Here is a 26,400-nt window from a genome sequence, read left to right on the forward strand (position 1 = left end):
CGCTGCATGCTGACGTGTGTGGCCCACAGCACCGGGTCGCTTTCGGCGAGACCGGCCAGCGGCAGGGCCTTGGTGGTCCAGCCCTCGGCACCGGCGTTCGGGTCGGTCTGGCGCATGAGCGTGACCTTACCTGTGTAGCCCCCATCGGAGATCGAACCATGACCCAGACCATCACCGCCATGTACGACACCTACACGGACGCAACCGCCGCGAAGGCCCAGCTTATAGCCATCGGCATCCCCGAGGTCGGCGTCCGGATCCTATCCGGCAGCGAGGCCGGCACGACGACCAGCGCCGCCACGACCCACGAGGGCGGCATGTGGGGCTCGCTGCCGGATAGGATCCGGACGCCGACCTCGGGGATGCCGATGGCTATAAGCTTGGCCTTCGCGGCGGTTGCGTCCGTGTAGGTGTCGTACATGGCGGTGATGGTCTGGGTCATGGTTCGATCTCCGATGGGGGTGCAGGGGACAGGGCCGTGAAGTGCCCCCGGTGGTCCGCGAGGAGAACGGGGTGACGATCATCCCGGTCCTGGAAGAGATCCTCGTCGTCGAGAAGCGCCTCGTCCTGCGGGAGGAGGTGCACGTCCGCCAGACCACGGCGGGCGAGGACGTCGAGATGCCGGTGACGCTGCGCAGACAGCACGCCGTGATCGAACGCGTGTCCCCCGAGGGGCACGTCACGGCCCTGTCCCCTGCACCCCCACCGGAGCTCGAACCATGACCCAGACCATCACCGCCATGTACGATACCTACACGGACGCAACCGCCGCGAAGGCCAAGCTTATAGCCATCGGCATCCCCGAGGTCGGCGTCCGGATCCTATCCGGCAGCGAGGCCGGCACGACGACCAGCGCCGCCACGACCCACGAGGGCGGCATGTGGGGCTCGCTGAAGGAGTTCTTCATGCCGGAGGAGGACCGCCACCTGCACGCCGAGGGATTGAACCGGGGCGGCACCATGCTGACTGCGACTGTCGAGGACGGGTACGCCGAGCGGACCTACGACATCCTGGAGGAGCACGGCTCGGTCGATATGGACGAGCGCGAGGCGTCCTGGCGCAAGGAGGGCTGGACTGGGCAGGCCGCAGGCGCGCCGGTCGCGGCCGTTGCTCCCGCCTCGACGACCGCCACGACGGGTTTGCGTGCGGCGGGTTCCACCGAGGCCGCCGCGGCCCAGGGGACCGCGCAGGGCACCGACTATATCCCGGTGGTCGAGGAGCGGCTCAACGTCGGCAAGCGCATGGTCGACAGCGGCCGGGTGCGCGTCCGCTCCTACGCGGTCGAGAAGGACGTGAGCGAGAACGTCACCCTGCACGACGAGACCGTGCACGTCGACCGCCGCGTGGTCGACCGGACGGTGACCCCGGGCGACATGGCCCTGTTTGAGGACAAGGTCATCGAGGCCACCGAGATGCGCGAGCAGGCGGTGGTCTCGAAGGAAGCCCGCGTCGTCGGCGAGGTCGGTATCCGCAAGGACGCAACCCAGCGCGTCGAGACCGTGACCGACAAGGTGCGCCACACCGAGGTCGAGGTCACTGACGAGCGCGGCAACGTCGAGCGCACCGGCACGGCCGGCACCACCGGTACCACCCCGCGCAAGCCGGTCTGATCGAGGGATCGGGAGGGGTCCCGCGGCCCCTCCCTTCCGAAGAACAAACCCCAGGCAAGCATCGAGCACGGCCGCCGCCCCATGATCCGCATCACTCGCTTCCTTGTCCTTTCCTTCGTCATGGCAGCCGGCTCCGCCAGCGCCCAGGGCGACGATCCTGCCACGGGCCATCTCCGGACGTTCTGCTCCGGGGACTATCTCAGCCTTTGCAACGGCATGGACCCGAAGGGGGCGGAGGTGGTGGCCTGCTTCCGCAGGAACATGGGCAAGCTCTCGCCCGGCTGCCGGACCGCCATCGACGAATACAAGGCGTCCAGGGGAACCGGTTCGAGGTCTTGAGCCGCCCGGAACCCGTACCTCGCACACCCGAACGGGAGAACGAATATGAGTGACGGCTTCCCCTCCATGACCGCCCTGCTCGGCCTGCTCGCCGTGGCCGGGTTCCAGAACAAGGACAAGATCGCTGAGATGCTCGGCGGCAGTCATTCTTCCCCGGGGGTGGGATCCTCAACCGCGTCTGGCCAAGCCGGCCTTGGGGGCCTGCTCGGCAACATCGGCGGTACGCTCGGCGGAGCCGGCATCGGCAACGTGCTCGGCGGGGGGGCTGGGTCAGTTGGTCGAGAGCTTCCGGCAGAACGGCCATGGCGCGGCGGCGGACTCCTGGGTGAACCACGGTCCCAACCAGGAGATCGCTCCGCCCCAGTTGCGCCAGGCCATCGGTCCCGACGTCATGGACGCCCTGTCCCGGCAGACTGGGCTGTCGCACGACGAACTGCTTTCCAGGCTCTCCCGGGAGCTTCCCTCGGCGGTGGACCGCTACACCCCCGACGGCAGGCTGCCCGCCCTCTGAGGCGGCGCGCCTGAGGATATCCCGCACGCCGGTCGGGATCCGTCCCGTCCGGACGCGCCGGTCGACACGACCGCAACGAGCACCGTGACGGTGCCGCACGAGGAACACCACCATGGCCAAGACCGCGCACGACGAGGCCGCCAAGCACCACGAGGCCGCTGCCAAGTCGCACAAGACCGCAGCAGAGCACCACGAGAAGGGCGACGAGGAGAAGGCCGCCAAGCACTCCAAGGAGGCTCACGGCCACTCCGAGAAGGCGCACGAGAGCTCGACCAAGGCCCACGGCAAGAGCGCCAAGAAGTAACCGACCCAACCCGACCGCCGGACGCGCATCCCGCGCGTCCGGCCCCATTCAGGAGAACACCCATGGACGAGAACCGCATCACCGGCGCTGCGAAGGAGTTCGGCGGCAAGGTCCAGGGCGCAGTCGGCGACGTGACCGGCGACCGCGAGACCAAGGTCAAGGGGACCGCCAACGAAGCCAAGGGCAACGTCGAGAACCTGTACGGGCAGGCCAAGGACGCCGTGCGCGACGTGGCCGACCAGGCCGGCGATCTTGCGCAGGGCGCGCTGAAGCAGGGCCGCGACGCCTTCCCCGACGCCGAGCGCGCCTACCGCCAGGGTGCCGACACGGTGACGAGCTACGCAAAGGAGTCCCCGTTGATGATGGCGGCGATGGCCGGCGCGCTCGGCTACCTCCTCGCGATGGTCGTCCACGGCCGCCGCTAGGTCCGGCCCCCTCCCGCATCGTCCCGCAGGTCCGGAGCAGCAACATGAATGATCCCACCCGACCTGCGGGACGGCCATCCGCCGCCGACGGTCCGATGCAGGCGGCACGCTCGCCGGCGGGCTTGGCCGACGCTGTGCGTGACCAGGCGAGCGGCTATGCCGACCGGCGCAGGACCGAGGCGGCCGGCTTCCTGTCCGAGCTCGCCAGCGCGTTGCGTTCGGGCGGCGGCGAGCTAGACGGGCAGGCGCGGGCGAAGCCGTTCGTCCACACGGTCGCCGACAACCTCGACGCGCTCTCGAAGCACGTCGCACGCCGTGGCTTGCGCGAACTCTTCCGCGATGCCGAGGCGGTGGCGCGAGGCAACCCGCTGGCGACGGCCCTGGTGGTCGGCGCGCTCGGGTATGGCACCTTCCACGTCCTTCGGTCAGTAGGTAGCGAAACTGGCAAGCCCCCCAGTGAGCCCAGGCAGCCCTGGGGCGGGTATCCGTGAGCGCCGTTCCCCCGCCGTTCGGCGGGCTCCAGGGCCTGATGGCCGAGGCACTCCGCGGTGCCGGCGATGTCCTGCGGGGTGAGATCGCCCTGTTCCGTCAGGAGATGGCCGACAACCTGCGACGCCTGATCGTCGGCCTCGCGGCAATGGCCGTCGCAGCCGTGTTCGCCGTCGTCGGCTTCCTGGTCTTGGTCGACGCCCTAGTGAAGTGGCTCGCCACCGTCGTCGGCTCGGAGGCGCTCGCCGCCCTGATCGTTGGCACCGCCTTCCTCGTCATCAGCGTTGTCATGGCACTGATGGCCAAGAGCCGGTTTTCGGTCGACGGGCTCATCCCGACCCGAACGGGCCGGCAGCTCCGGCAGGATGCCGTCGTCATTAAGGAGCACGTGACGCATGACGCGTGACGCAGATGGCTTGGAGCGTGAGATCGAAGCGAGCCGTGGCCGCCTGGACCGGACGCTGGACAGGCTTACCCAGCGCCTCACCCCCACCGGGATCGTCGAGGACGTGCTCGGCACCGTCCGGCGCGACGCGACCGGGGCCGGCCTCTACGACGGCGCGCTGGAGGCGGTGCGTCGGAACCCGGTGCCGGTACTGCTGATGTGCCTCGGTGCCGTGATGCTGCTCAAGGGCAAGGGGCCGCGTGGGCCGGCGACTCACCGCGCCGTGCGCGATCCCGACAGGTACGCGGCGACGGCGATCACCTCCACCTCGGGCTCCGGCATCACCCTCCCGAAAGACTCCCGCTGATGCGTCCCTACCTCACCGAGTTAATCGGCACCTTCGTCCTGGTGTTCTGCGGCTGCGGCAGCGCGGTCCTGGCGGCGGACCACATCGGCTAAGCCGGCGTCGCCCTGTCCTTCGGCTTCGTCCTGATGGCGATGATCTACGCGCTGCGCCCGATCTCGGGCTGCCACTTCAATCCCGCGGTGACGCTGGGCCTCACCCTGAGCCGCAAGTTCGATGCGGCGCGCCTACCCGGCTATATGGCCGCCCAGGTCCTCGGCGCGGTCGTCGCGGCCTACGTCCTCTACGTCGTCGCGCAGGGTCATCCGGGCTTCGACCCCGCCTCGGGCTTCACAACGAACGGCTACGACGCGCGTTCGCCGGGCCACTACAACATGACGGCGGCATTCATTGTCGAGTTCGTGCTGACGGTGCTCCTCGTCCTGACCATCCTTGGGGCGACCGACCTGAAGGCGCCGGTTGGCTTCGCCGCGCTCGCCATCGGCGTCGCGCTGACCGTGATCCACCTCGTCTCGATCCCGGTGACCAACACCTCGGTCAATCCGGCGAACAGCATCGGGCCGGCGCTGTTCGCCGGCTGGGACGCGGAGGGGCAACTCTGGTTGTTCATCGCCGCCCCGCTCCTCGGCGGGGCGGCCGCGGCCGGCCTGTACGCGATGATGCGCGCCCTTGACCCCGTGGTGCAGATGCCGGTGCGGCAGGCGGTACAGGCCCTGCCGGCCGAGCTTGAGCAGCGCCTTGAGAAGGCCGGTATCAAGCCGGTGGAATATTAGGCAGAAGCACCCTCCCGCCTTCGTAGGCAGGAGGACGCCCAAGCCTGCTCCTCACCTAGTACCGCCGTTCACGAGGTTCCTATGGCAGTCGACTACCGCTCCGAACTGCGCCGCCCATTCCCGTTCAGTTTGGCGGTCATCGCCGGGATACTGCTGCTATGGCTGGTCATTGCGTCCATCGCCGGCGCCAGGCAGCGCAGCGCCAGGGATCACCGCATCGGCGAACTTGAGGGCCAGCGGACGGCCCTTCAGACCGATCTCGACCAACAGCGGTCCACCGCCGGCACCCTTGCGGCGCTACAAGCTAAGATCGCCACGTCCGAGACCGAGGTGAAGCAGGCCACCCAGGACGGCGAACTGGCCAAGGCTAAGGCGGCCAGCCTTTCTGAGGAGCAGCGGGCTGCCGAGCAGAAGGCCGGCGATGCGAGGGCGGCGTCCGACGCCGAGACGAAGCGTCTGTCCGACCTGCAGGCTCAGGTGAGCCAGGCCGAGCAGAAGCTTGCCCCCCTGCGCGATGCGACCACCGCTGCGGAGAAGGCGGCCACCGCCCGGACCCAGGAACTCGCCGATGTCGGGCGCCGGGTCGAGGACGCCCGGCAGCAAGAGGCCAAGCTGCGCGCCGACATTGCAGCCATGTCGCAGGAAGCGACGGCCAAGACCGCTGACCTCGCCCAGGCCGAGGAGTGCCAGCAGAATGCCCGCGAGGAGGCGGCAGGAGCGCAGAAGGAGCTCGCGGACGCGCGGACCGCAGCCGAACAGGCGTCTAAGCAACGCGCCGACCTGGAGCAGGCGGTCGCGGGCTTGACCACGAACCGCGACAAGCTCGGTGCCGAGAACGAGCGGCTATCCCAGCAGGTGCAGCAAGTGCGGCAGACGCTGGACGGTACGCAGGGCGAATTGGCGACGGCTAAATCCGAACGCGACCGTGTCACCGCCGAGCACGGCTTGGCGGAGCAGTCGGTCCAGAAGTTGACCTCGGACCGTGATGCTGCCGCCGCGGCGCTGGAGGCGCTACAGAAGCGGCAGGCCGACGCGCAGGGTCAGCTGGCCACGCTGACGGACACGCTATCCTCCAGGAACAAAGGGGTGGCGGACGTCGAGGAGAAGCTGCGCACCGTCCGGGCCGAGCTCGCAGACGCGCAAGCGAAGCTGGCCGACTCGCAGCAGCAACTCTCGACCCAGCCAGCGCCGGCCGCGACGCCCGTGAAGCCCGACTGAGGCCGGCCGGCATCGGGTGCACCATATCTACCCCCCGCCGTGACGACAGGAGAGACGACATGGACGAGAACCGCATCACCGGCGCCGCCAAGGAACTCGGCGGCAAGGTCCAGGGCAAAGCCGGGGAACTGACAGGCGACCGTGAGACCCAGGCCAAGGGCGCGGCCAACGAGGCAAAGGGCAACGTCGAGAACCTGTACGGGCGGGCCAAGGACCCGGTGCGCGACGCCACGGACGCCGTGGGGGATGCGGTCGAACGCGGCGGCATCGACGGCGACCGGGTCGCCGGTACCGCGAAGGAGATCCGCGGCAAGGTCCAGAGCGCGGTCGGCGGCGTCACGGGCGGCGAGCGTGACCGAGTCGAGGGCCGCCGCCGCCAGGTCGAGGGTCGCGCGCAGGACCTCTATGGACGGGCAGAGGACGCCGCGCGCGACGTCGGAGGCTACGCCCGCGACCTGTACGAGCACGCCGACGACTACGCCCGGGACGGCACCCAGGCCGTCCGCCACCAGGTCGAAAAGAGCCCGCTGGTCGCCATGCTGATCGCGGGCGCCGTCGGCTACGGCCTCGCGCTGCTCGTCCACGGCCGCCGCTGACGTCGTCCCTCGTCGCCCGGCCGCCGCACGGCGGCCGGGTCAAACACCGCCATACGGGGCGTCCTCTTGCATCTGTTCGGAATCGATTGGGTCGGCGTCAACGCCGAGAACGGGCGCAAGCTCGTCCTGTCGCTGGTGTTCGTCGCTGTCGTCCTCGGGGGCGGCTTCGGGCTGCGTGCCCTGGTCGGGCTCGTCCTGACGCGCACCGATCACGCCACGCTTCAGACCAAGTTCTGGACGCGCCAGGGCATCAGCCTGCTCGCGGCGATGCTGCTCGTCCTCGGCCTGCTCTCCATCTGGTTCAACGACCCGACGCGCCTGGCGACCGCTTTCGGGCTGCTGTCGGCCGGCCTCGCCTTCGCCCTGCAGCAGGTCATCACCTCGCTGGCCGGCTACTTCGTCATCCTGCGCGGGGCGACCTTCACGGTCGGCGACCGCATCTCGATGGGCGGCGTGCGCGGCGACGTGCTGCGCCTCGGCTTCATCCAGACCACGATCATGGAGATGGGCCAGCCACCGGCCGTCCAGAGGGCCTCGCCGGCGATGTGGGTGCGCAGCCGCCAGTTCACCGGCCGCATCGTGACGGTGAGCAACGCGCAGATCTTCTCCGAGCCGGTGTTCAACTACACCCGGGACTTCCCGTTCATCTGGGAGGAGATGGCCGTGCCGGTGACCTACCAGGCGGACCGCGCCCGCGCTGAGGCGGTGATGCTGGAGGCCGCGCGGAGGCACGCGCTGGACACGAACGCCATGACCGTCGAGGCCAAGGCCAGGTTGCAGGAACGCTTCGGGGTCGATCCGGTCGACCTGGAACCGCGGGTGTTCTACCGCATCACCGACAACTGGCTCGAACTAACCGTCCGGTTCATCCTCGGCACGCACCAGATCCGGGGTGCCAAGGACGCGATGAGCCGGGACATCCTCGCGGCGTTCGATGCGGCCGGCATCGGCATCGCCTCGGCGACCTACGACATCGTCGGCCTGCCCACCGTCGAACTCGTCCGCAGGCGGAGCGGAGGGAGCCCCGATGCCGCGGCCGCCTCGAAGGCCGTCGAGTGACGGGCGCGATGGTGCCCATGGCGGCCCTGGCGGTGGTCCTGCTCGGGGTCGTCCACGTCGTGACGCCGACACTCCGATTCCTGGACGGCTCGCCACGCAGCGTCTGGCTCTCCGCCGCGGGCGGGGTCGCGGTGGCCTACGTGTTCGTCCATTTCCTCCCTGAACTAGCCGGTGGCGAGGCCAGCATCGGCCGCATGGCCGGGGACACCTTCGGCGGCTTCTCGGAGCGCCACGTCTACCTGATCGCGCTCACCGGCCTGATGGCGTTCTACGGGCTGGACCGGCTCGCCAAGGTCGACCGCTCCCGCCGGGCCGGCATCCCGGTCGCCGACGCCCGGGGTTCCGCCCCGACGGCCGACGTTGGCACCGGGGCCCGGGTGTTCTGGATCCACATGGGATCCTTCGGCCTCTACAACGGCCTCGTCGGCTATCTCCTTCTCCATCGCGAGGCGACGGGGCCCGCTTCCCTGGCCTTCTTCACGGTGGCCATGGCGCTGCACTTCGTCGTCACCGACTTCGGCCTGAACGAGGACCACAAGGCGGCATACCGCAGGACCGGACGTTGGGTACTGGTCGCCGCCGTCGTCGCGGGGTTCCTCGTCGGCGCGGTGACGGTGGTGTCGGACGCGGCCATCGCCGCACTGACGGCCTTCCTCGGCGGCGGCGTGATCCTGAACGTCCTCAAGGACGAGGTGCCGAGCGAGCGGCAGAGCCGATTCTGGGCCTTCGCGCTCGGGGCCATCGGGTACGCCGCGTTGCTGCTCACGCTTTAAGCCGGTCTTCCCCGGGCTGGGCACGGCCCATGCAGGCATCGCCGGACACCGCCGAACCGAAGATGCGGCGAACTCCCAACCACGGGGACGAACATGAGGATCAGGGCTGGATACACCATCGGCTACGACACGTTCGGTCCGACGCCGATCATCTACCAGTTGAACGTCCACCCCTCTCGCGCCCATGACCTGCTAACCTCGGACGCGCTGCGAGCCGACCCGCCGGTACCGTTGCGGACCTACACGGATGGGTTCGGTAACATCTGCGTTCGCCTCGTCTCCCCGGGCGGGCGGATGACGGTCTCCGCCGACTTCCTGATCGCCGATACCGGCGAACCGGACGCTTACGCGCCGGATGCCCGGCAGATCGCCGTCCAGAACTTGCCGGACGACGCGCTCATTTACCTGCTGGGCTCGCGCTACTGCGACACCGACAAGCTCGCCGGCACGGCCTGGTCGCTGTTCGGCAACGCCCTCGAGGGCTGGGGCCGGGTGCAGGCCATCGTCACCTGGGCGCACGAGCGCATCCGGTTCGACTACCAACTCGCCGACGCCACCCGCTCGGCATTCGACGGGTACCACCAGCGGGTCGGGGTCTGCCGGGACTTCGCCCACCTCGCCGTCACCCTGTGCCGATGCATGAACATCCCGGCGCGGTACTGCACCGGCTACCTCGGCGACATCGGCGTGCCCGTGGACCCCAACCCGATGGACTTTTCGGCGTGGTTCGAGGTCTACCTCGATGGCCCGCAGGGTCCGCGCTGGTACACCTTCGACGCCCGGCACGACGCCCGACGGATCGGGCGGGTCGTCATCGCCCGCGGTCGCGACGCGACCGACGTCGCCATCTCGACGAGCTTCGGCACGGCGCTGCTCGCGCAGTTCGACGTCCACACCCTGGAGGTCGCCGACGACCTCGTGCTGCAGCCCCGGGGCTGACGTTCCCATGCCGCGGGGTCGAGATACCCCCAACGGACCGGGAGGGATGCAAGTGGGGATGTATCGGCGGACAGGCCCCTCATCCCGTGCTATGGGTAGGTTCGTTCGGGAGGGGCGATCCATGACCGACACGAGCGCAACCCGAACCACCGACGTCGAGGCATCCATCGCTCGCTGGCACCTGACCCTCGCTAGGCTCGCGGACAACGACAACGACAACGAGCCGCGGGGCATGCGGGCCGGGGCCATGGCCACGATGCTGGGCCTGCCGCTCGCCTCGACAACCGCCGTCGCAGCCTGTCTTCGGTTCCTGCTCTAGGACGTTTGCCCGGGTCACGCCGTCGGTATTGGTCGGCAGCGACCCAGGCACCTCGGCCCGGGTCGCCCCCTCGCGTGGCTCAGTCGATGATCTCGACTATGCGGCCGCTGCCGCGCTCGACCAGCACCGTGCGGCCGTTGACGACCGTGTAGCGGCTTCCGGGGGCACCGTACTCCTCCGGGACGTCGTAGTAGCTCACGCCGGCGGACGGCAGCACCGTGCCGACCCAGACATCGCCGTCGTAGGCGTAGGAGGCGCGGCGCTTGCCGCGGACGTAGGTGCGGAAGCGCGGGCGGTCGTCGACACCGAGGATGGCGTTGACGGTGCCTGTCGCCGCGCCGAGAGCGCCGCCGACGATGGCCCCGATGGGACCGCCGGCCGCGCGTCCGTCGTCGGCACCTTCCTACGCGCCGCGCACGAAACCCTGCGCCTGAGCAACGGCCGGGAACGCGAGGGCGAGGGCCGCCGCGGCGAAAATGGACTTGGTGTTCATGGAACCCCCTGTTGACAATCGCGGCCGGTGGATGCCGGTCCATGCGATTGCTTCGATGCCGGGACGTACGTCCCGAACGCCCCGGGATACGGGCTACGATGCCAGCGGATTTGCGTCCGGATGGCCGCGGGACCATCGAATGTGCCGATCACCGTCGAGGCTGATCGACCATTCTCCTCACGAATGGGCGATTGCCGCGATACCGCTGTGTTTTCGTGCCATGGCTCGGCCGGAACCCACCCGGAAGTCCTATGGTCCATACCGGCTACGACCCAGCCCTCGTCGCGCTTTCCATCGCCGTCGCGGTGTTCGCGTCCTACACCGCGCTCGACCTCGGTGGCCGCGTCCGCGGTGCCGCGGCCCACTTGCGCTGGGCCTGGGTCGCGGCGGCCTCGCTGGCTATGGGCGGCGGCATCTGGGCGATGCACTTCGTCGGCATGCTCGCCTTCGAGATGGGCATGCCCGCCGCCTACGACTCCGGGATTACCGTGGCTTCGCTGCTGCTCGCCATAGCTGCCACTGGCGCCGCGTTCGCCTGGGTCAGTCGTAAGGGGGCAGGACCGCGCGACGTCCTGGTCGGCGGCCCCCTGATGGGTTTCAGCGTGGCCGGGATGCACTATACCGGCATGGCCGCGATGCGGGTGCCGGGCAACCTCGCCTACAGCCTGCCCGTCGTGGCGGTGTCCGTCGTCATCGCGGTGACCGCAGCGACCGCCGCGCTTTGGTTGACCTTCCGGCAGAATGGCGTTTGGCAGAAGCTTGCGGCGGCCGCGGTCATGGGGCTCGCCGTAGCCGGGATGCACTACACCGGCATGGCGGCCGCGACCTTCACCGCCGAGGACGCCGGGGCACACGCCGCTCACGCTGTCGGCGTCGGCATCGGTCAGCAACACCTCGCTTTATCGGTGGCAGGTGCGACCTTCATGATCCTCTTCGCGGCCATCGTCGCCGCGTCCTTTGACCAGCAGCGGGTCCAGCGGCACCTTCATGCCAGCGAGGGGCGCTTCCGGGCCGCCGCCGAGGCGGTCGGCGACATCATCTGGACCGCCGACGCGCGGGGCGCGATGGTAGGTCAGCAACCGTACTGGCAGGCCTATACCGGGCAGTCAGAGGCCGAGTGCCAGGGTGTGGGATGGGCCGGAGCCGTGCACCCCGACGACGTCGAGCCGACCAAGGCTGCCTGGCGTGAAGCCGTCGCCGCGGACCGGAGCTACGAGCTCCGCCACCGCGTCCGGAACCGGCACGGCGAATACCGCCTGTTCGCGGTCAAGGGGCGTCCGGTGCGTAACCCGGACGGGACGATCCGCGAGTGGGTCGGGGTCCACGCCGACATCACCGAGCGCGAGGCGTTCGAGCTCGCCCTAAGGGAAGCCCGGGACGCGGCCGAGGAGCACAGCCGGGCTAAAAGCCGGTTCCTGGCCAACATGAGCCACGAGTTGCGCACGCCGCTCTCGGCGGTGATCGGCTACTCGGAGATGCTGGAGGAGGAGGCGGAGGAGCTCGGCCAGGACAGCCTTCTGAAGGACCTCGGCAAGATCAAGTCGAACGCCCAGCACCTGCTCGGGCTGATCAACGACGTGCTCGACCTGTCGAAGGTCGAGGCCGAGAAGATGGAACTCTACCCCGAGGACATCGACGTCGCCGCCTTCGTCACGGACGCGGCCGGGACGGTGGAGGCGCTGGTCGCCAAGAAGGGCAACGTCCTTGCCCTGGACATCGCCGATAACGTCGGCCAGGCGCGCACGGACGCGACCAAGCTGCGCCAGTGCGTGTTCAACCTGCTCTCGAACGCGGCCAAGTTCACCGAGGGCGGCACCATCACGTTGAGTGCCACCCGCGAGGTCGACGTGGAGAGGGATTGGCTCCGGTTCACGGTGCGGGACACCGGCATCGGCATGAATCCCGAGCAGGTCGGGCGCTTGTTCGAGCGGTTCACCCAGGCCGACGAGAGCACCACACGCAACTATGGCGGGACCGGTCTCGGGCTCGCACTGAGCCGCGCTTTCGCCCAGTTGCTCGGCGGCGACATCACGGTCGACAGCGTCGAGGGCGAGGGGACGAGCTTCACCCTGCGCGTCCCGGCGGCGGCCCCCGAGCAGGCCGTTGATGCGGCACCGGCGGTTCCCGAGAACCAGGTGACGGTGGGCGACCTCGTGCTGGTCATCGACGACGAGGCCAACCAGCGCGAGCTGATGACACGGTTCCTCGAACGTCAACGCTTCGCCGTCCGCACCGCGGGGGACGGGCGCACCGGGCTCGACCTCGCCAAGTCGCTCAAGCCACGTGCAATCCTACTCGACGTGATGATGCCTGAGATGGACGGCTGGTCGGTGCTGGCCGTCCTGAAGGCAGATCCGGAGACCGCCGGTATCCCCGTGGTGATGGTCAGCTTCGTCGCCGACGCGGCGCTGAGCGCCTCGCTCGGAGCGGTGGAGGCGGTGCCCAAGCCCGTGGACTGGACGCGGCTGCGCACCATCCTCGACCAGTTCCGGGCGGCCGACGGCGACGTGCTCGTGGTCGACGACGACGCCGACATGCGCCGCCGCCTCAGGACAGTGCTGGAGCGCAACGGCTGGACCGTACGCGATGCCGGGAACGGCTGCGAAGCGCTCGACCAGGTCCGACACGGCGTGCCGCGCCTCGTGCTGCTTGACCTGACCATGCCGGTCATGGACGGGTTCTCGTTCCTCGACCGGCTCCGGGGCCTGCCCGGTTGCGCTGAGCTCCCCGTGGTTGTGCTGAGCGCCCGGGACATCACGGCGGGGGAACGCGAACGCCTGTCCGAAGCCGACCGGATCCTGCGCAAGGGAGACTCTAGCCTTCAGGACATCGCCACCGAGCTGCGCAAGCTCGACAATCGCCAGACCGATGCCGGGGATGCGACCCCAACGGGGGCCTCGTCGGGAATCCCATAGGCCTCGCCCCGTAGTAGGGCATGTGATCCGACCCGCACGACGGCGGAGGTGCCGATCCTTCCACCGGTGAAGCGTCGGACGGTCGCGCTGTCAGGTTTGCCTGGAGGGGGATGGATGGAACACGGTTTGGCGACGGCCGTCCTCTGCATCGTGGGCGGTGGCATCGCCGCCCAGGTGCTCGCCGCGCGCCTGCGCATCCCCGCCATCGTGCTGCTGCTTGCGCTCGGGTTCCTTGTCGGACCCGTGCTTGGCTTGCTTCACCCATCCCGCGACTTCGGGGAGAACCTGCGCCCCTTGATCGGCTTGGCGGTGGCCATCGTGGTGTTCGAGGGCGGTCTCGCACTCGACTTCCGCGAACTCAGGGCCTCCGGAGAAGGTGTTCTCCGGCTCACCGCCTTCGCGCTGCCGGTCAATTTCGTCCTCGGCACCCTTGCCGCGCACCTCATCGGTGGGATGATGTGGGGCCCCGCGTCGGTGTTCGGCGCCATCCTCGTCGTGACCGGCCCGACCGTGATCCTGCCGCTGCTACGCCACGCCCGGCTGGAACGACGGTCCGCCGCATTCCTGAAGTGGGAAGCCATCGTCAACGACCCGGTCGGGGCCATCCTGACCGCGGTGGTCATCGAGATCCTGGTGGGCGTGCCGCACGGCGCCGGCGAGACCCCGGCGGCCGCCCTGGCGCTCCACCTCGCCGAGGGCGTGCTGGTGGCGGGTGGCCTCGGCGTTGGCTTCGCCCTCTCGGTGGCCTGGGCGTTCCGGCGGGATCTCGTCCCGGAAACGCTCAAGACGCCAGTGCTGCTCGCGCTCGCACTCGTCGCCTACGTCGTCCCGAACCTGCTCATGCATGAGGCCGGGCTGATCGGCGCGACCGTGTTCGGGATCGCGCTGGCCAACCGCCACGTGCCAGGCTTGGGTGAGTTGCGGCGGTTCAAGGAGGCGCTCGTCGTCCTGCTGGTGTCGTGCCTGTTCGTCGTACTGACCGCCGACCTCGACCTCGGCGTCCTCGGTAAGCTGTCCCTGCCTATTCTCGGTCTCACGGCCGCCATCCTGTTCGCGGTCCGCCCGGCCGCCATCTGGCTCGCGACGCTAGGCAGCGACCTGTCGTGGCGGGAGCGGCTGTTCGTGGGCTGGATCGGCCCCCGCGGCATCGTCGCGGCCGCCGTCGCTGGCTTGGCCGGTCCCCGTCTGAGCGAGGCGGGTTACGCCGGTGGCGACCTGATCCAGCCCACCGTGTTTGCGGTCATCGTGGCCACGGTCATCCTTCACGGGTTCTCACTGGGACCGCTGGCTCGGCGACTGGGCTTGTCCACCGCGGCCGAGACCCAACGGCTCGCCGTCGTCGGAGCGTCCCCATGGGCGAGCGACATGGTCGTCGCCCTGCATCGCTCGGGCGTGCCGGTGGTGCTGATCGACACCTATCCCGGCGCGCTCCAGGCCGCCCGTGACGCGGGGGTGCCAACGCTGCAGGCCGAGCTCCTGTCGCGTCATGCCGAGGAAGGCTTGGCTGACCACCCCCCGGACCATCTGCTCGCCGCAACCCGGGACGAGCTCTACAACGCGCTGGTGTGCACTCGGTTGGCCCCCGAGATCGGCCGCGAGCGCGTCTACCAATTGGCACCGTCGGCGGACCACCTCCTGCACGAGGACACGGGTGTCAGCCGGGATACCCGCGGTAAGGTTCTCGGTGACGGCAAGATCGACTTTGATGCCCTGGCCGGGCGGCACGAGGCCGGTTGGCGATTCGAAATCGTCCCCGCGAACGCGGAGGCGCAAACCGACGCGGTCGCCCTGCTGATCATCAAGACGGACGGGGCGGTCGAACTCCTCTCGGTCGACAACGAGCGTGCCTCCCCCGACGAGGGTGACCGCATGCTTGCCTTCGCCGCGTCGAATATTCCTCGGCTCGACAAGGCAGAAGAACCGTCTCCGATGCATGCCTGACGAGCGCTATCCGCACGGCATTTATGCCTAAAGAGTTCGCTCTTGGGTCGATTGGCGATTTTCGATGGCCCGCGTGAAGTCGAACCGCGCTCAGTAGGTCAGCGTCGCCCGCATGCCGCCGACCGTGGCGTCCTTGATCCGCCGCCCGAGCGCGTCGCGCGGGTCGGGGATGTTGCCGCCCGGATGGAAAACGTACTGCAGGTTCGGCTGCACCGTCACGCCCGGCGCGAGGACCGCTTGGTACGTGGCCTCGACCAGCGCCTCGAACCGCCGCCGGGGCATCGCGATGCCCGTCTCCAGGATGGTGTCACGGTCGAAGCCCCGGGCCGACGGCGAGATGCGCGCGTACGACACCGCCACGCCCGCCGTGTCGTTCGACCACCCAGGCAGCAGCCCGCGGTAACCGATGCCGGCGTCGAGGTAGAGGTCGATCAGGTTGCGGTCGCCCGGCGACGCCACCGCCCGCACGAACGCGCTGGCACCCTGCCCGGCGTCGTCCGGCTCGCGGTACACGGTCTGGTCGATGATCCCGTAGAGGCCGTCGTTGCCCCGGAACCTGCGGGCGACCCCGCTGGTCGAGGGGTCGGCGAGCGAGCGCCCGATGTCGTCGACCCGGAGGGAATCGAACCGGCCGAAATGGTGCCAGCCCCCGAGCGTCACCGTCCCGGGTTCGTCCAGGATCTGGCCGGTGCAGGCCCGTTCCTCGACGTTGTAGGCGTAGGCGACCTCGGCGATCAGGAACGCCGGGTCGGACAAGCGGAAGTTCGTGCCGGTGCGGTTCCGCCGCTGCGGGTCCGGGGCGTTCCACGCCCGCGCCGGTCCGGCCGGGTCGCCGTCGAACAGCCCGACCTGGAACGACAGGTTCGGCGTCGGGAGGTACTTGGCCCGTATCGCCGGGGCGCCGAACGGGTAGGCCGGGCCGCCGCTCGGCAGGTTGGTTCCGGCGATGGTCGGCCAGCCGAACGTCGAGTTGATGAACAGCGTCGCGGTCTGGCTCACGAGGAACTCGGTGTCGGCCGCCACCTGCCCGAGCTTGACCGCCAGTTGCCCGTCGAGAAGCTGCTGCTCGATCCAGAGCTCGTACAAGCGGGTGGACGGCAGCGCCTCCAGTTCGCTGACCACGGCGAGGTCGTTGACGGCGGTCCGGGACAGCCCGGCGCCGTTGATCTGGTAGGCCTCGACCCGGAACGCGGCGCCGTGCCAGCCGGCGAAGCGGTCGAGGTCGGCGTCGAGCTGCATGTCGAGCCGCCCAAGGACCGTCGCGGTCCGGCGTGTGCCGCCGCTGGTGTCGCCGAGGATGTCGGCGATGGCGTTGAAGCTGAGGACGACCCCGCGGTCGGACAGGAAGCGACGCAGGCCGGTCGGGTCCGCCGCGTCGCCCAGGGTTGCCTGGATCGAGGTCGTGGCCACCGCCGACGGCTTGCCCGACACCTCGGGCTGGGCGACCGAGGTGCGCGGGTCGCCGCCAGCGCCGGTGTTCGCGTACTGGGCGACCGCTACGATGGGTACGAAGCCGAGGGACAGGGCGACGGCGAAGGCGACACGGGACGCTCGCGCGTTCCTGGCGTGCCCCCGCCGCGCGAGTTCGGCCGAGGGGCTGGACATCTTGCCCACCGTTCGGAAGCGCCGTGTCGCTTCGATGTCCACTGGGGCGCCCATGCCGCTCGTCGGTCGCCCCTGATTCAGGTACGGGGGTCACCATACGGGCGGAGCGCCACCGCTCAAAGTTTCCAGGGTCACGTCGGCCTGCTGTAACTGGGCTGATCATCGAATGGACCACCCATGAAGCCGTTGGACCCACCGGTGGACGCCAGCGCCGCGCTCTCAAACACGATGGGCTTGGCGGGACCAACCTGGTCGGGCAAGCCGCTCTGGGCCATGGCGTTCGACGCGGATGGGCGGGGGCGGTCCGTCGCGGCGGCGGAGACGGCGAGGGACATCGACGCGTTCGGCGGCGGGTTCCTTTGGCTGCACTACGACCTCGACTCGGTCGATCTCGCGGGGCCGGCGGGCGCGGGCGGATTAGGGCCTACCAGGCTCGCCACCGCCGTGTTCGCGCCCGACGAGCACCAGCGCGTCACGGTCGAGGCCGACCACGTCGGGGGCGTCGTCGCCGACCTCGCACACCCGGGCGCGAAACCTGCCCCAGCGGGCAGGCTTCACTTCGTCATGGGACCGCGCAGCCTCGTCAGCGGCCGCCGGGGACCGACGGAGAGCCCGGACGCGACCCGCGCCGCGGTCGAGGGTGGCGATACCGTCACGTCGCCGACATTGCTTCTTGAGACCCTTGTCGGTCACGTCGTTTCCGCGATGGCCACCACCGGGCAAAGGCTCTCCGACGCGCTCGACGGCATCGAGGACCACATCCTCGACGGACGGCCGCGCGACGACCGCCGCCGGCTCGGGCCGGTCCGTCGCAACGCGGTGCGCCTGCATCGGCAGATCACTGGACTCGCCGCCGTGTTCCACCGGCTGGAGGCGGACGGGGCCACGGATGACGTGCACGGGCCGGCGGTCGCGGCGGCGGCACGCCTGGCTCAACGTCTAGACGCCCTCGACCGCGACATGACCCTGCAGGCGGAGCGCGCACGGCTGTTGCAAGAGGAGGTGTCCGAACGCATCGCGGAGGCGACCAACCGGCAGCTATACACGCTGTCGGTCCTGTCGGCCTTGTTCCTGCCGCCGACCTTCATCACCGGCGTTTTCGGCATGAACGTGAAGGGTCTTCCCTTCACCGACGACCCACATGGATTCGGTCTCGTGTCCGCGCTTGCCGTGGTTTCCGCCGTGGCGACATACGCGACCATCCGGAGCCTTGGGGTCCGCGGTTCGCGGAGTTGAGCCTCGCCCCCCAGTCATCGAGCTCCCGTCAGTGAGATTGCGGATCCCGGAGGACGAGGTCGAGTTGGCCACTCTCCGTGTCGCGGCCGCTGCGGTGGTCGAGGAAACGCAGCACCGGCGTGACGGTGATCCCGTGCAAGACGATGGACACCAGCACGGCCAGACCAGCGGTCGCCCATAATAGGTCCGGCGCCTCGAACTGGGCGTGCCCGAACGCGTAGGCGAGGTAGTACACCGTCCCGAGCCCACGGATACCGAAGAACGAGATCACGGCCCGCTCGTCGGAGGGTAACCCGGTGCCGGCGAAGCCGACCCATCCGCACACGGGACGGACAACGAGCAGGGCCACCGCCACGAAAGCGACGGCCGACCATGTCAGTCCCGAAAGGAGACCTCCGCCGACGAGGGCGACCCCGAAGCCGACGAGCAGGACCATCATGAGCAGGCGTTCGAGCTCCTCGGCGTAATCGTGCATCTTGCGATGGTAGTCGTGGCCGCTGTTCGAGGCCCGCAGCGCCAACGCCGCCGCGAACACCCCGACGAAGCCGTAGCCGTCGACCGCCTGGACGAGGCCGTAGGCGAGGCAGGTCACTCCGAGCGCCACGAAGCCGTCACCGGTGCGCGACAGCTTCGAGACGTTGGGCAGGTGGAAGGTCAGCCAGCCGAGGCCTCGGCCAACCAGCGCCCCGAGGACCGCCCCGACGGCAACCTTCCACAGCACGTCGACCGCGAGCCAGTGACCTACGGAGAGGCCGCCGCCCGTCAGCGCGATGGCGAGGTTGACGAAGGGGAAGGCAAGTCCATCGTTCAGGCCGGCCTCTGACGTGAGGGCAAAACGCATCTCGTCCTCCCGGCCCTCGGACGGGTGGCCGACCTGGACGTCGGAGGCCAGTACCGGGTCGGTCGGGGCGAGCGACGCAGCGAGCAGCAGGGCCGATGCGACCCCGAGCCCGAGGAGGGTGGAGGCGAGCGCGGCGAGGGCGGCGATGGTCAGCGGCATGGCGAGGCCGAGAAGCCGCCACGTCGTCGCCCAACGCGTCCATCCGATCAGCCTGTCGATCTTCAGGCCGGCGCCCATCAGGGAGATGACCACCACGGCCTCGGTAGCGTGCTCGACCAGCCCGGGGTGTTGGCCCGGATGCGGGGTCAAACCCGCGAAGGACGGGACGAGGGACAGTGCCGCGCCGAGGCCGACGCAGCATATGGGCAGGGACAGCGGTAGCGCCTTCAGCACCATCGGCAGCCATGCCGTCAGCAGGACCAGCGCACCGAATCCGGCCACGACGTAGACATAGGGTTCCATTGCGAATCGAACCGTCCATGTACCCGTCCGTTCCGAGCCATGACGCCGGTCTGCCATCCGGTTGCGAAGCCGGTGACGGAGATGCGAGCCACATGCCTTACGCAAGGCCGCGATGGTCGACCGCAAGGAGGGTATCCACGTCGCCGGCTCCGAACGCCCGGTCGGCGGCGGTGACGACCCCGGTCTCCGTAACGAGGAGGCGACGTAGATCGAGCGAGAGTGCGGAGGTGGTTGGCCTCCCCTCGGGGCCGCGGTCCAGCTTGCGGAAACCGGCATAGTCGGCATCCGCGTCGGTCGGGAAGCCGCACGGCCGTTCGAGACCGGCGTTCCCGTCCGTTGGGAAGGTGCGATCCATTCCCGAAGGCCAGCGCGGTGTCCGGGCGCGACCCTGCGACCTGATCCCTTGGGGGGAAGCCGGTGTCCCGACGGCGGGCATGAGGAGATCAGTCGCTGCGTTGGACCGCCGCGTGACGCCCGGGTCCTCGGCGTTGGGGCGACCGCGAGACTTCCTCCGTGCGCGCACGCGTGAGCACGGCCACGACCCCCGTCACGCCGTTCCCCTCGACGAAACGGACGCCGTGCTTCGTCAGGACGGAGACAAGCTTCGTCACGGTCGAAGCCCTTGGCGTCGACAGCATGTTCTCGAAGTCGTTGATGGGCTTCTTCGACACCCCGGCCTGGTCGCAAAGGCCTTGTTGCGAAAGCCCGACAAGCACGCGCGCGGCCTGGAAGACATAACCCGGCAAGGCGGTGGGATCCGGGACGTCGGAGAGCGTCGGAAGGCTACTTACGGCCACGGGTCGCCCACCCACTTGGAACAACCTTATACCAATGGTATAATTCCAATCGTCGCTCAAAACCTCAGCCCGTCCTGTCCCCGGCCCCGCGCCAGTGGGGCATGACGCCCGACGTCCGGAGCAAAGCCATAACCTCGCTGATCGCCTTCGCGGACTTCGGTTGCTACACCGCGGCCACGCTCGATGCCATGATGTCCGTCCACGCCGCCGCGGGTATGGGCCTCGGCGTGACGTACCTACGGCTCCTGGGAGCCGGTGACGCGCCCCTCCCGGGCGACGCGAGATTGCCGGACGGGGTGAGACTTGTCGAGCGCCGGCCGATAATGTCCGAGCCGGAACCGGTCATGCCGGGTGGCCGACGGAGTCACCTCACCATCGTCGAGGTCGGGAACGTCCCGTTCGATGCCGTAGCCGCGCTCAAGCCGCGCGTCCTCGTCGTGGGTGTCGGCAACACGCTCCTCGACGAGCGCCGCGCGGCACGGGCTCTGGGCATGGTCAACGCGCCGTCCCTCGGCGAGGTCAGGTTGCTCCGCCGTGTGCGGCCCGGGCAAAGCGCCGACGAGGACCAACCTCGATTTCACCGTTCGGTCCGCGGTGCCGCGACGGGGGCGAGGGCAAGCCGGGCCGCGGAAGTGCTCGCAGTGACCGCGCCGTACCTGCGTCCCGGGGATGCGAACGCGCTGGTCGCGGGGATGCCACCGGCCATCGTCGTCGCGGCGGGCAGGCGGCTGCTCGGTGCCCTCGGGGAAGACTTGGCGGGTCCGGTACGACGCGTCCTGGGCCAATGCCGGGAAACCACCACTCCGACCGAAGGCCCTGCCGGAACCCCGCTCGGATACGACGTCGGCGAATGCGGGACGCTCCGTGCCCTCGCCGACGACCTGGAAGCCATCGCCGCCGGTATCGGACCGACGGCGTCCGAACTCGCGGACGCGCCGTTCCTGCAAGGGTGGGACTTGGACGTTCGGACGGTACGAAGCCTGAGCGGCGTCGTCGATGGGCACCCGAGGTTCCCCCCGGGACGTAGAGTGAGGACATCGGAGCTGTTCGCGACCGACGGGCGGACATGGGCGCGGACCCTGTCGCGATACTACAGGCTGGGGACACGCCGCACGGTCTCCCGCGCGGTCAAGCTGCACTGAGGCGGCCAGCCGTGGGGCAAACGGCCCCCGGACCATCCGTCCCTACCCGTGCCGAAACACCCACGCCCCGCGCGTGGCGACTTGTCCACGCGAGGTGCCCGTCATGCGGATCTGGGTGTTCTCGGACCTTCACCTCGACGTCGGGCGTCCCTGGATCCCGGCAGACGTGCCGGACGCGGAGGTCGCCGTCGCCGCCGGGGACCTCGGTCCCGGGCTGACCGAGAGCGTGCTCTGGCTGGCCCGGACCGTACGGCCCCGGATGCCCGTCGTCCTGGTGGCTGGCAATCGCGAATTCCATCGCCGGGTTCACGCGGACGAGCTTCGCCATGCGAAGGCGGTCGCTCGCGAATGCGGCATCCACCTCCTGGAGGACGAGGCCGTGAACGTGGGTGGCGTCCGCTTCCTGGGTTGCACGCTCTGGACCGACTACGACCTCGAAGGAACAGGGTGGCGGCAGGCGGCGATGGCCGACGCCGATGCCGGCCTCGACGACCACCGCCGCATCCTCGTGCGGCGCAGGCCCGCCCGGGACCGTTTCAAGCCGGCGGACGCGGCTCGCCTACACGCGCGGTCGCTGTCCTTCCTGGAGCGCGCCCTCGACGGTGGGGAGACGCTCGACGTGGTCGTCACCCACCATGCCCCGAGCGGACGTTCCATCGTCGGGCCCCTCCTCGGCGCCCCGCTGAATCCGACCCGGGCCTCCCGGCTCGACGACCTCGTCGCGCGGACCAGGCCCCTCCTGTGGGTGCACGGCCATGTCCACGCGTCCCTCGACTACCGGATCGACGGCGTCAGGGTGCTTTGCAACCCCCGGGGGCGAGGCGGCGGGAATGACGCGTTCGACCCCGGGCTCGTCGTCGAGATCCCTTCCGCGCCCGGCTGATCCGCATCCAGCCGGCCCGCGCGGCCGGCCCCCTTGAAACCCCTGCCACCGCGCCGCCGAGGAGCGTCGATGCTTCGCGTCCCCAACCCCGACACCGCCCCGGACGTCATCGTCGGGCCGGACGATCCGCCCGGCCCCGGCATGCCGAACGCCGGTGCGTCCGGACGGTCCACCCCGGACCGCCCGGACGCGGGGGGCGTCCGCCTCTGGGTGTTGTCCGACCTGCGCGTCGACCGCATCCGAGCCACGCTCCCCGACCCGCCACCGGACTTCGACGCACTGCTCGTGGCCGGCAACCTGTCAGCGGATCTCGACGCCGGCCTCGATTGGCTCGCGGGGACCCTGGGCGGGGGCCTGGACGGGCGTCCCGTCATCGTCGTGCCGGGGAGCGCCGAGTTCGAAGGCGGCCCCCCGACCGGCGAGCGCCTGGACCACGCCCGCGCCGCCGCCCGGGCGCACGGCTTCCGGTTGCTCTCGGACGAGTCGACCCGCGTCGAGGTCCCAGACCGCGGGGTCGTGCATGTCCTGGGGGCGACCCTTTGGACGGACTGGTGCCTGGCCGGGGCCTTCGAGGGGCAACTCGCCCGCATCCGGGCCCGGCGTGCCTGGGCCCTCCCGGGTGCCCACCCCGGGCCGCCTCCCGGCTGGTCCGTGCACGACGCGCTGGCGGCGCACGCGCTCTCCAGGGCCTACCTGGAGGACGCCCTGGCCGGCATCGTCCAACAGGGGCTGGGCCTTCAGGTGCCACCGGACGCCATGGTCCCGGATGTCCGCGCCGGGGACCGCGCCGTCGTCGTCACGCACCATGCGCCGTCCCGGCGCTGCTTGCCCGACGACTGGGCCGGCTGGGATGACGATTGTTGGCTGGCTGCCTCCTACGCCTCGGACTTGGAAGCCGTGATGCGTGCGTGGGGAGCACCGGCCGCCTGGGTGCACGGCGCCGTGCCCGCCGCGGTCGACGTCACGGTGGGCCGGACCCGCATCGTCGCCAACCCCCGCGGCGGCGCCGACCCGAGGCCGGGCTTCGACCCCGGCCTGGTCATCGTGGTCTGACGCCCCGACCGAACCGAGCGAGGTACCATGCGAACAGATCCGAATCGCCGGAGCCGGAGCGGACGAAACCGCCCGTCGGGTCGCCGCCGCGAACCCCTGCACCTCTGGCGGACCGCCAGCCTGGACGACATCCGCCACCGGGACATCGAGCGTCTGGCCCGGAGCCTGGACCGCGTCGAGCTCCTGGGAGAGCCCCGTTGGCGCGCGGCCCGGAGTTGGGACGCGGCCGAGGCTGCGGGCGTCGCCTTGCGACACCTGAGCGTGCACGGCGCCGTGGGCCCCGGTGCCGACGTCGCCATGAGCGCGGTCCTCATCCACGCGTGCGGGGGCTGCGCCGCCTCGCGCGCCGTCGTCGCCCATGCCCGCCGGCGTCTGGCGCCGGGCCGGGGACACGATGTCCCGACCCGCACGCGCTGAACGGGACGGGACACCGCTTACCACGCAACCCAGGAGATGCCGATGAGGAAGCCACCCCGCCCCGACGACCGCCAGGCCAACCTCGTCATGCGCCGCGTCCGGGAGGCGATGCGAAGCGCGCCCCGCACGGATGCGGAGGAGGATGATCCCGACGCCATGTTCGCCGGGGCCGGCGACAAGCCTGTCGCCGCGGCCCCTCCGGATGTCCTCGCCGCCGCCTTCCTGCTCGGTCGCGCCGCCACCGTCGCGGGCGTCGACCTGGCCGAACTCGGTCTGCGGGCGGGGGCATACGTCGTGCAAGTGCCGTCGCCGGCGTGGGTGAGGCCGGTGGCCAAGGCGTTCAGGATCTGCGCGTTCGGCTCGGCTACCACCGGACAGGACGGCGACAAGGGCGGCGGATTAAGTTGGCCCGTTCCACGGACCGAACTCCTTCTGTTCATGCGCGATGGCACGGGTAGGGACCATCATCGCGACAAGGGCAACGAGGCCGTGTGCGAGGCCGTGCAGGCCGGGTGGGCCATCGTCGGCTTTTCGCCGACCCCGAAGCGGTCACTGCCGGCTGACCTGGTACGGATATGCGATACCTTGCTGGACGTCGGCACGCTCGATCCGGACGCCATCTCCCGGGTGGTCGGATGCGCGACCGGGGGCGGCTCGCGCATCCGGGTCGGAAGCGCCCAAGCGGCGCGTTGCGAGCCCGCGGACCTGCTCTTGACCGTGTCGGGACGGCGTGGCCCCGGCGATTCCATGGCTGCCTTGCGGCGCCTCCTGCACGCCAAGGTCCCGGAGGTACGCGGTCCGACCTTGGACGAGCTGAGCGGCTACGACGAGGCCAGGGATTGGGGCCTGGCTTTGGTCGATGACCTGCGCCGGTGGGCGGACGGAGAGATTCCCTTCTCGCAATGCGAGAGTTCCATCCTGCTGTCCGGACCGCCCGGGGTGGGCAAGACCATGTTCGCGGCTGCCCTCGCCAGGAGCGTAGGGTTGCCGTTCCTGGCCGGCTCGCTCGGCCAGTGGCAGGCGGCGCGCGACGGCCACCTCGGACACACCCTGGGCGCCATGCGCGCCTTCTTCGACGCGGCCAGCCGCGAGCCCTGCGTCGTGCTGATCGACGAGATCGACTCGTTCGGGGACTGAGAGAAATTCACGCACGATCACAAGGACTACTCCATCCAGGTGGTCAACGCCCTGCTCGAACTCCTGGACGGAGCCGTGGCACGCGACGGCATGGTCGTGGTGGCCGCCACGAACAATCCGGACAGGCTCGATCCCGCCATCCGCCGGGCGGGCAGGCTGGACCGCCACGTCCGGATCGGGCTGCCGGGGGTCGAGGCCCTCGGCGACATCCTGCGCACCTGCCTGGGCGAGTCGCTGCCCCGGGTGGACCTGAGACCGCTCGCGGTGGAGGCGCGGGGGATGACCGGCGCGGACGTCGCGGCGGCGGTGCGCCGTGCCATGGGCACCGCCCGCAGGGCCGGTCGGCCGATGGCCCCGGACGACCTCCGCACGGCCCTGACCGAGGGGCGGGACGGGATGCCCCCGCACGTGCGCCTGCGTTCCGCCATCCACGAGGCCGGTCACGGGCTGGCACTCGTGCGGCTGAGGAACGCCAAGAGGGTCGAGTTGTCCCTGAACGCCGACGGCGGGGCGGCGAAGGCGTTCGACGACCCGGACCTGGACGACCAGACCGAGGTCTCCATCGAGCGTTTCCTGGTGGTCGCCCTGGCGGGACGGGCCGCCGAGGAGGAGGCGCTGGGGAGCGTCTCGGCGGGGGCGTTCTCCGACCTCGCCTGCGCCACCCGGATCGCCCTCCTGATGGAGGCCCAATGGGGCTTCTCGCGGACGCATCCCCTGGTGAGCGTGGGCGACGAGGCCCTGGTCAGCATAGCGCGCGCACCGTGGCTCATCGGGCCCGTGCAGGAACGCCTGGAGGCGGCCTACGGACGCGCGCTGGACCTGATGCGGGAGGAGCGTGACGCGTTGGGTAGACTGGCCGAGGGCCTCTTCAACGAAGGTTACCTGGACGATGCCCGGGTACGCGAGTTGGTCGATTACCGGGGCAAGCCCGAGCCGGGGACCGCGGGACGGGGCGACGGGCGTCGTGGCGGTGGAACCGGCCGGAGGCGCACGTTCCACTCGCGGCGGGCGTGGCGCCGACCGACGCCCGGTCGAGAGCGGGCCGGCCCCGGCTCGCCGGTGCCCTTGACATGGGCGCCCGCCCGCGTCCGATCCGGACCGCGCCGGCCATGAGGAGTGGCGCGCCTCGGCGGGCGGTGCGATGGATGTTCTCGACACGCGGCAGGTCCTGTTCCTCCACGAGGTCGTCCAGACCGGCTCGGTCCGGGCCGCCGCGGAAAAGCTCGGCCTGAACTGTGTTTCGGCGTGCAACTTTGGCTCTGGCGTACTTTCGCTGATCATCCGGAGGTGAAGCCGATCAGGCGAGCTTGCAACAAGTCAATCTTGCCGCGGCCATACATCTGGCGCTTCACCAGCTTGAGTTTGGTGATCTGC

At 70.0% G+C, this 26,400-nt stretch carries 27 protein-coding genes and 4 pseudogenes; 26 read left to right on the top strand and 5 right to left on the bottom strand.

Translation table 11 applies throughout. From position 1 onward, the window contains the following. Positions 1 to 158 precede the first annotated feature (158 nt). The 17 genes and pseudogenes from MKK88_RS13405 (at position 159) to MKK88_RS13490 (ending at position 10,104) form a co-directional block, all read left to right on the top strand. Positions 159 to 410: a hypothetical protein gene (locus MKK88_RS13405; protein WP_244000428.1), complete on the top strand. Its 252-nt coding sequence runs from the start codon at positions 159 to 161 to the stop codon at positions 408 to 410. 103 nt (positions 411 to 513) lie between these two features. Further along, positions 514 to 723, top strand: a complete 210-nt coding sequence (locus MKK88_RS13410) for a DUF2382 domain-containing protein (protein ID WP_244000430.1) — start codon at positions 514 to 516, stop codon at positions 721 to 723. Further along, entirely contained in the window at positions 720 to 1,610 is an 891-nt protein-coding gene (locus MKK88_RS13415) for a YsnF/AvaK domain-containing protein (protein WP_244000432.1), read from the top strand. The genes MKK88_RS13410 and MKK88_RS13415 overlap by 4 nt, the downstream gene beginning before the upstream one ends. Positions 1,611 to 1,691: 81 nt before the next feature. Beyond that, the gene (locus tag MKK88_RS13420; protein ID WP_244000434.1) at positions 1,692 to 1,949 is read left to right on the top strand and encodes a 3',5'-cyclic-nucleotide phosphodiesterase; all 258 of its coding nucleotides are present in this window, start codon (positions 1,692 to 1,694) and stop codon (positions 1,947 to 1,949) included. A gap of 45 nt (positions 1,950 to 1,994) precedes the next feature. Beyond that, a pseudogene (locus MKK88_RS13425) lies at positions 1,995 to 2,460 on the top strand (YidB family protein). Between the two features lie 112 nt (positions 2,461 to 2,572). Beyond that, positions 2,573 to 2,764 (top strand): hypothetical protein, encoded by a 192-nt coding sequence (locus tag MKK88_RS13430; protein ID WP_091713696.1) that lies wholly within the window; start codon positions 2,573 to 2,575, stop codon positions 2,762 to 2,764. A gap of 62 nt (positions 2,765 to 2,826) precedes the next feature. Next, positions 2,827 to 3,189, top strand: coding sequence for a CsbD family protein (locus tag MKK88_RS13435; protein WP_244000436.1), 363 nt, complete (start codon positions 2,827 to 2,829; stop codon positions 3,187 to 3,189). A gap of 44 nt (positions 3,190 to 3,233) precedes the next feature. Next, a complete protein-coding gene (locus MKK88_RS13440; protein ID WP_244000437.1) occupies positions 3,234 to 3,680 on the top strand; it encodes a hypothetical protein in 447 nt (148 codons plus the stop codon). Then, entirely contained in the window at positions 3,677 to 4,084 is a 408-nt protein-coding gene (locus tag MKK88_RS13445) for a phage holin family protein (RefSeq protein WP_409566658.1), read from the top strand. Before MKK88_RS13440 ends, MKK88_RS13445 begins: the two co-directional genes overlap by 4 nt. Next, on the top strand, positions 4,074 to 4,430 hold the full coding sequence (locus MKK88_RS13450; RefSeq protein WP_244000439.1) for a DUF3618 domain-containing protein: 357 nt from the start codon (positions 4,074 to 4,076) through the stop codon (positions 4,428 to 4,430). The genes MKK88_RS13445 and MKK88_RS13450 overlap by 11 nt, the downstream gene beginning before the upstream one ends. Beyond that, a pseudogene (gene aqpZ, locus MKK88_RS13460) lies at positions 4,430 to 5,200 on the top strand (aquaporin Z). The gene MKK88_RS13450 and the pseudogene aqpZ overlap by 1 nt, the downstream one beginning before the upstream one ends. 81 nt (positions 5,201 to 5,281) lie before the next feature. Next, positions 5,282 to 6,418: a chromosome partitioning protein ParA gene (locus MKK88_RS13465; protein ID WP_244000445.1), complete on the top strand. Its 1,137-nt coding sequence runs from the start codon at positions 5,282 to 5,284 to the stop codon at positions 6,416 to 6,418. A 59-nt stretch (positions 6,419 to 6,477) separates the two neighbouring features. Beyond that, complete coding sequence (locus MKK88_RS13470) at positions 6,478 to 7,014, top strand: CsbD family protein (protein WP_244000447.1); 537 nt, start codon at positions 6,478 to 6,480, stop codon at positions 7,012 to 7,014. Between the two features lie 66 nt (positions 7,015 to 7,080). Next, entirely contained in the window at positions 7,081 to 8,073 is a 993-nt protein-coding gene (locus MKK88_RS13475; RefSeq protein WP_244000449.1) for a mechanosensitive ion channel family protein, read from the top strand. A 17-nt stretch (positions 8,074 to 8,090) separates the two neighbouring features. After that, positions 8,091 to 8,846 (top strand): hypothetical protein, encoded by a 756-nt coding sequence (locus MKK88_RS13480; protein ID WP_244000451.1) that lies wholly within the window; start codon positions 8,091 to 8,093, stop codon positions 8,844 to 8,846. Between the two features lie 93 nt (positions 8,847 to 8,939). Continuing rightward, positions 8,940 to 9,785 carry a transglutaminase-like domain-containing protein gene (locus tag MKK88_RS13485; RefSeq protein WP_244000453.1) on the top strand — a complete coding sequence of 282 codons (846 nt, stop codon included), beginning with the start codon at positions 8,940 to 8,942 and terminating at the stop codon, positions 9,783 to 9,785. 121 nt (positions 9,786 to 9,906) lie between these two features. Next, positions 9,907 to 10,104 carry a hypothetical protein gene (locus MKK88_RS13490; protein ID WP_244000455.1) on the top strand — a complete coding sequence of 66 codons (198 nt, stop codon included), beginning with the start codon at positions 9,907 to 9,909 and terminating at the stop codon, positions 10,102 to 10,104. Between the two features lie 79 nt (positions 10,105 to 10,183). On the opposite strand, the pseudogene MKK88_RS13495 reads toward MKK88_RS13490, so the two are convergent. Then, a pseudogene (locus tag MKK88_RS13495) lies at positions 10,184 to 10,597 on the bottom strand (DUF1236 domain-containing protein). A 251-nt stretch (positions 10,598 to 10,848) separates the two neighbouring features. Here MKK88_RS13495 and MKK88_RS13500 point away from each other — a divergent pair. Together MKK88_RS13500 and MKK88_RS13505 are read left to right on the top strand one after the other, a co-directional pair. Further along, on the top strand, positions 10,849 to 13,512 hold the full coding sequence (locus MKK88_RS13500; protein WP_244000458.1) for an MHYT domain-containing protein: 2,664 nt from the start codon (positions 10,849 to 10,851) through the stop codon (positions 13,510 to 13,512). Between the two features lie 114 nt (positions 13,513 to 13,626). Next, entirely contained in the window at positions 13,627 to 15,453 is a 1,827-nt protein-coding gene (locus MKK88_RS13505) for a cation:proton antiporter (RefSeq protein ID WP_244000460.1), read from the top strand. 90 nt (positions 15,454 to 15,543) lie between these two features. On the opposite strand, the gene MKK88_RS13510 is transcribed toward MKK88_RS13505, so the two are convergent. Continuing rightward, positions 15,544 to 17,058 carry a carbohydrate porin gene (locus MKK88_RS13510; protein WP_244000462.1) on the bottom strand — a complete coding sequence of 505 codons (1,515 nt, stop codon included), beginning with the start codon at positions 17,056 to 17,058 and terminating at the stop codon, positions 15,544 to 15,546. A 177-nt stretch (positions 17,059 to 17,235) separates the two neighbouring features. Here MKK88_RS13510 and MKK88_RS13515 point away from each other — a divergent pair, with 177 nt between their 5' ends. Beyond that, the gene (locus MKK88_RS13515; RefSeq protein ID WP_244000464.1) at positions 17,236 to 18,294 is read left to right on the top strand and encodes a CorA family divalent cation transporter; all 1,059 of its coding nucleotides are present in this window, start codon (positions 17,236 to 17,238) and stop codon (positions 18,292 to 18,294) included. A gap of 28 nt (positions 18,295 to 18,322) precedes the next feature. Here MKK88_RS13515 and MKK88_RS13520 read toward each other — a convergent pair whose 3' ends face one another. The 3 genes from MKK88_RS13520 to MKK88_RS13530 all read right to left on the bottom strand — a co-directional run bounded on the left by MKK88_RS13520 (position 18,323) and on the right by MKK88_RS13530 (position 20,343). Further along, entirely contained in the window at positions 18,323 to 19,597 is a 1,275-nt protein-coding gene (locus tag MKK88_RS13520; RefSeq protein ID WP_244000465.1) for a cation:proton antiporter, read from the bottom strand. A 97-nt stretch (positions 19,598 to 19,694) separates the two neighbouring features. After that, complete coding sequence (locus MKK88_RS13525; RefSeq protein WP_244000467.1) at positions 19,695 to 19,952, bottom strand: hypothetical protein; 258 nt, start codon at positions 19,950 to 19,952, stop codon at positions 19,695 to 19,697. Positions 19,953 to 20,040: 88 nt separating this feature from the next. Continuing rightward, complete coding sequence (locus MKK88_RS13530) at positions 20,041 to 20,343, bottom strand: helix-turn-helix domain-containing protein (RefSeq protein WP_244000469.1); 303 nt, start codon at positions 20,341 to 20,343, stop codon at positions 20,041 to 20,043. A gap of 152 nt (positions 20,344 to 20,495) precedes the next feature. On the opposite strand from MKK88_RS13530, the gene MKK88_RS13535 reads away from it, so the two are divergent. From MKK88_RS13535 to MKK88_RS13560, 6 genes and pseudogenes are all read left to right on the top strand, one after another. Next, the gene (locus MKK88_RS13535) at positions 20,496 to 21,536 is read left to right on the top strand and encodes a DUF6634 family protein (RefSeq protein ID WP_244000472.1); all 1,041 of its coding nucleotides are present in this window, start codon (positions 20,496 to 20,498) and stop codon (positions 21,534 to 21,536) included. Positions 21,537 to 21,639: 103 nt separating this feature from the next. Next, positions 21,640 to 22,419: a metallophosphoesterase gene (locus tag MKK88_RS13540; protein WP_244000474.1), complete on the top strand. Its 780-nt coding sequence runs from the start codon at positions 21,640 to 21,642 to the stop codon at positions 22,417 to 22,419. A gap of 69 nt (positions 22,420 to 22,488) precedes the next feature. Continuing rightward, entirely contained in the window at positions 22,489 to 23,472 is a 984-nt protein-coding gene (locus MKK88_RS13545; protein WP_244000476.1) for a metallophosphoesterase, read from the top strand. Between the two features lie 27 nt (positions 23,473 to 23,499). Continuing rightward, complete coding sequence (locus tag MKK88_RS13550) at positions 23,500 to 23,889, top strand: hypothetical protein (RefSeq protein ID WP_244000478.1); 390 nt, start codon at positions 23,500 to 23,502, stop codon at positions 23,887 to 23,889. A gap of 438 nt (positions 23,890 to 24,327) precedes the next feature. After that, positions 24,328 to 25,194 (top strand): annotated as a pseudogene (locus MKK88_RS34280) (AAA family ATPase); the annotation flags it as partial. Between the two features lie 228 nt (positions 25,195 to 25,422). Beyond that, positions 25,423 to 26,139, top strand: coding sequence for a hypothetical protein (locus tag MKK88_RS13560; protein WP_244000482.1), 717 nt, complete (start codon positions 25,423 to 25,425; stop codon positions 26,137 to 26,139). Positions 26,140 to 26,400 lie beyond the last annotated feature (261 nt).

The sequence above is a fragment of the Methylobacterium sp. E-005 genome (genome assembly GCF_022829725.1).
In the GTDB taxonomy this organism is placed as follows: Bacteria; Pseudomonadota; Alphaproteobacteria; order Rhizobiales; family Beijerinckiaceae; genus Methylobacterium.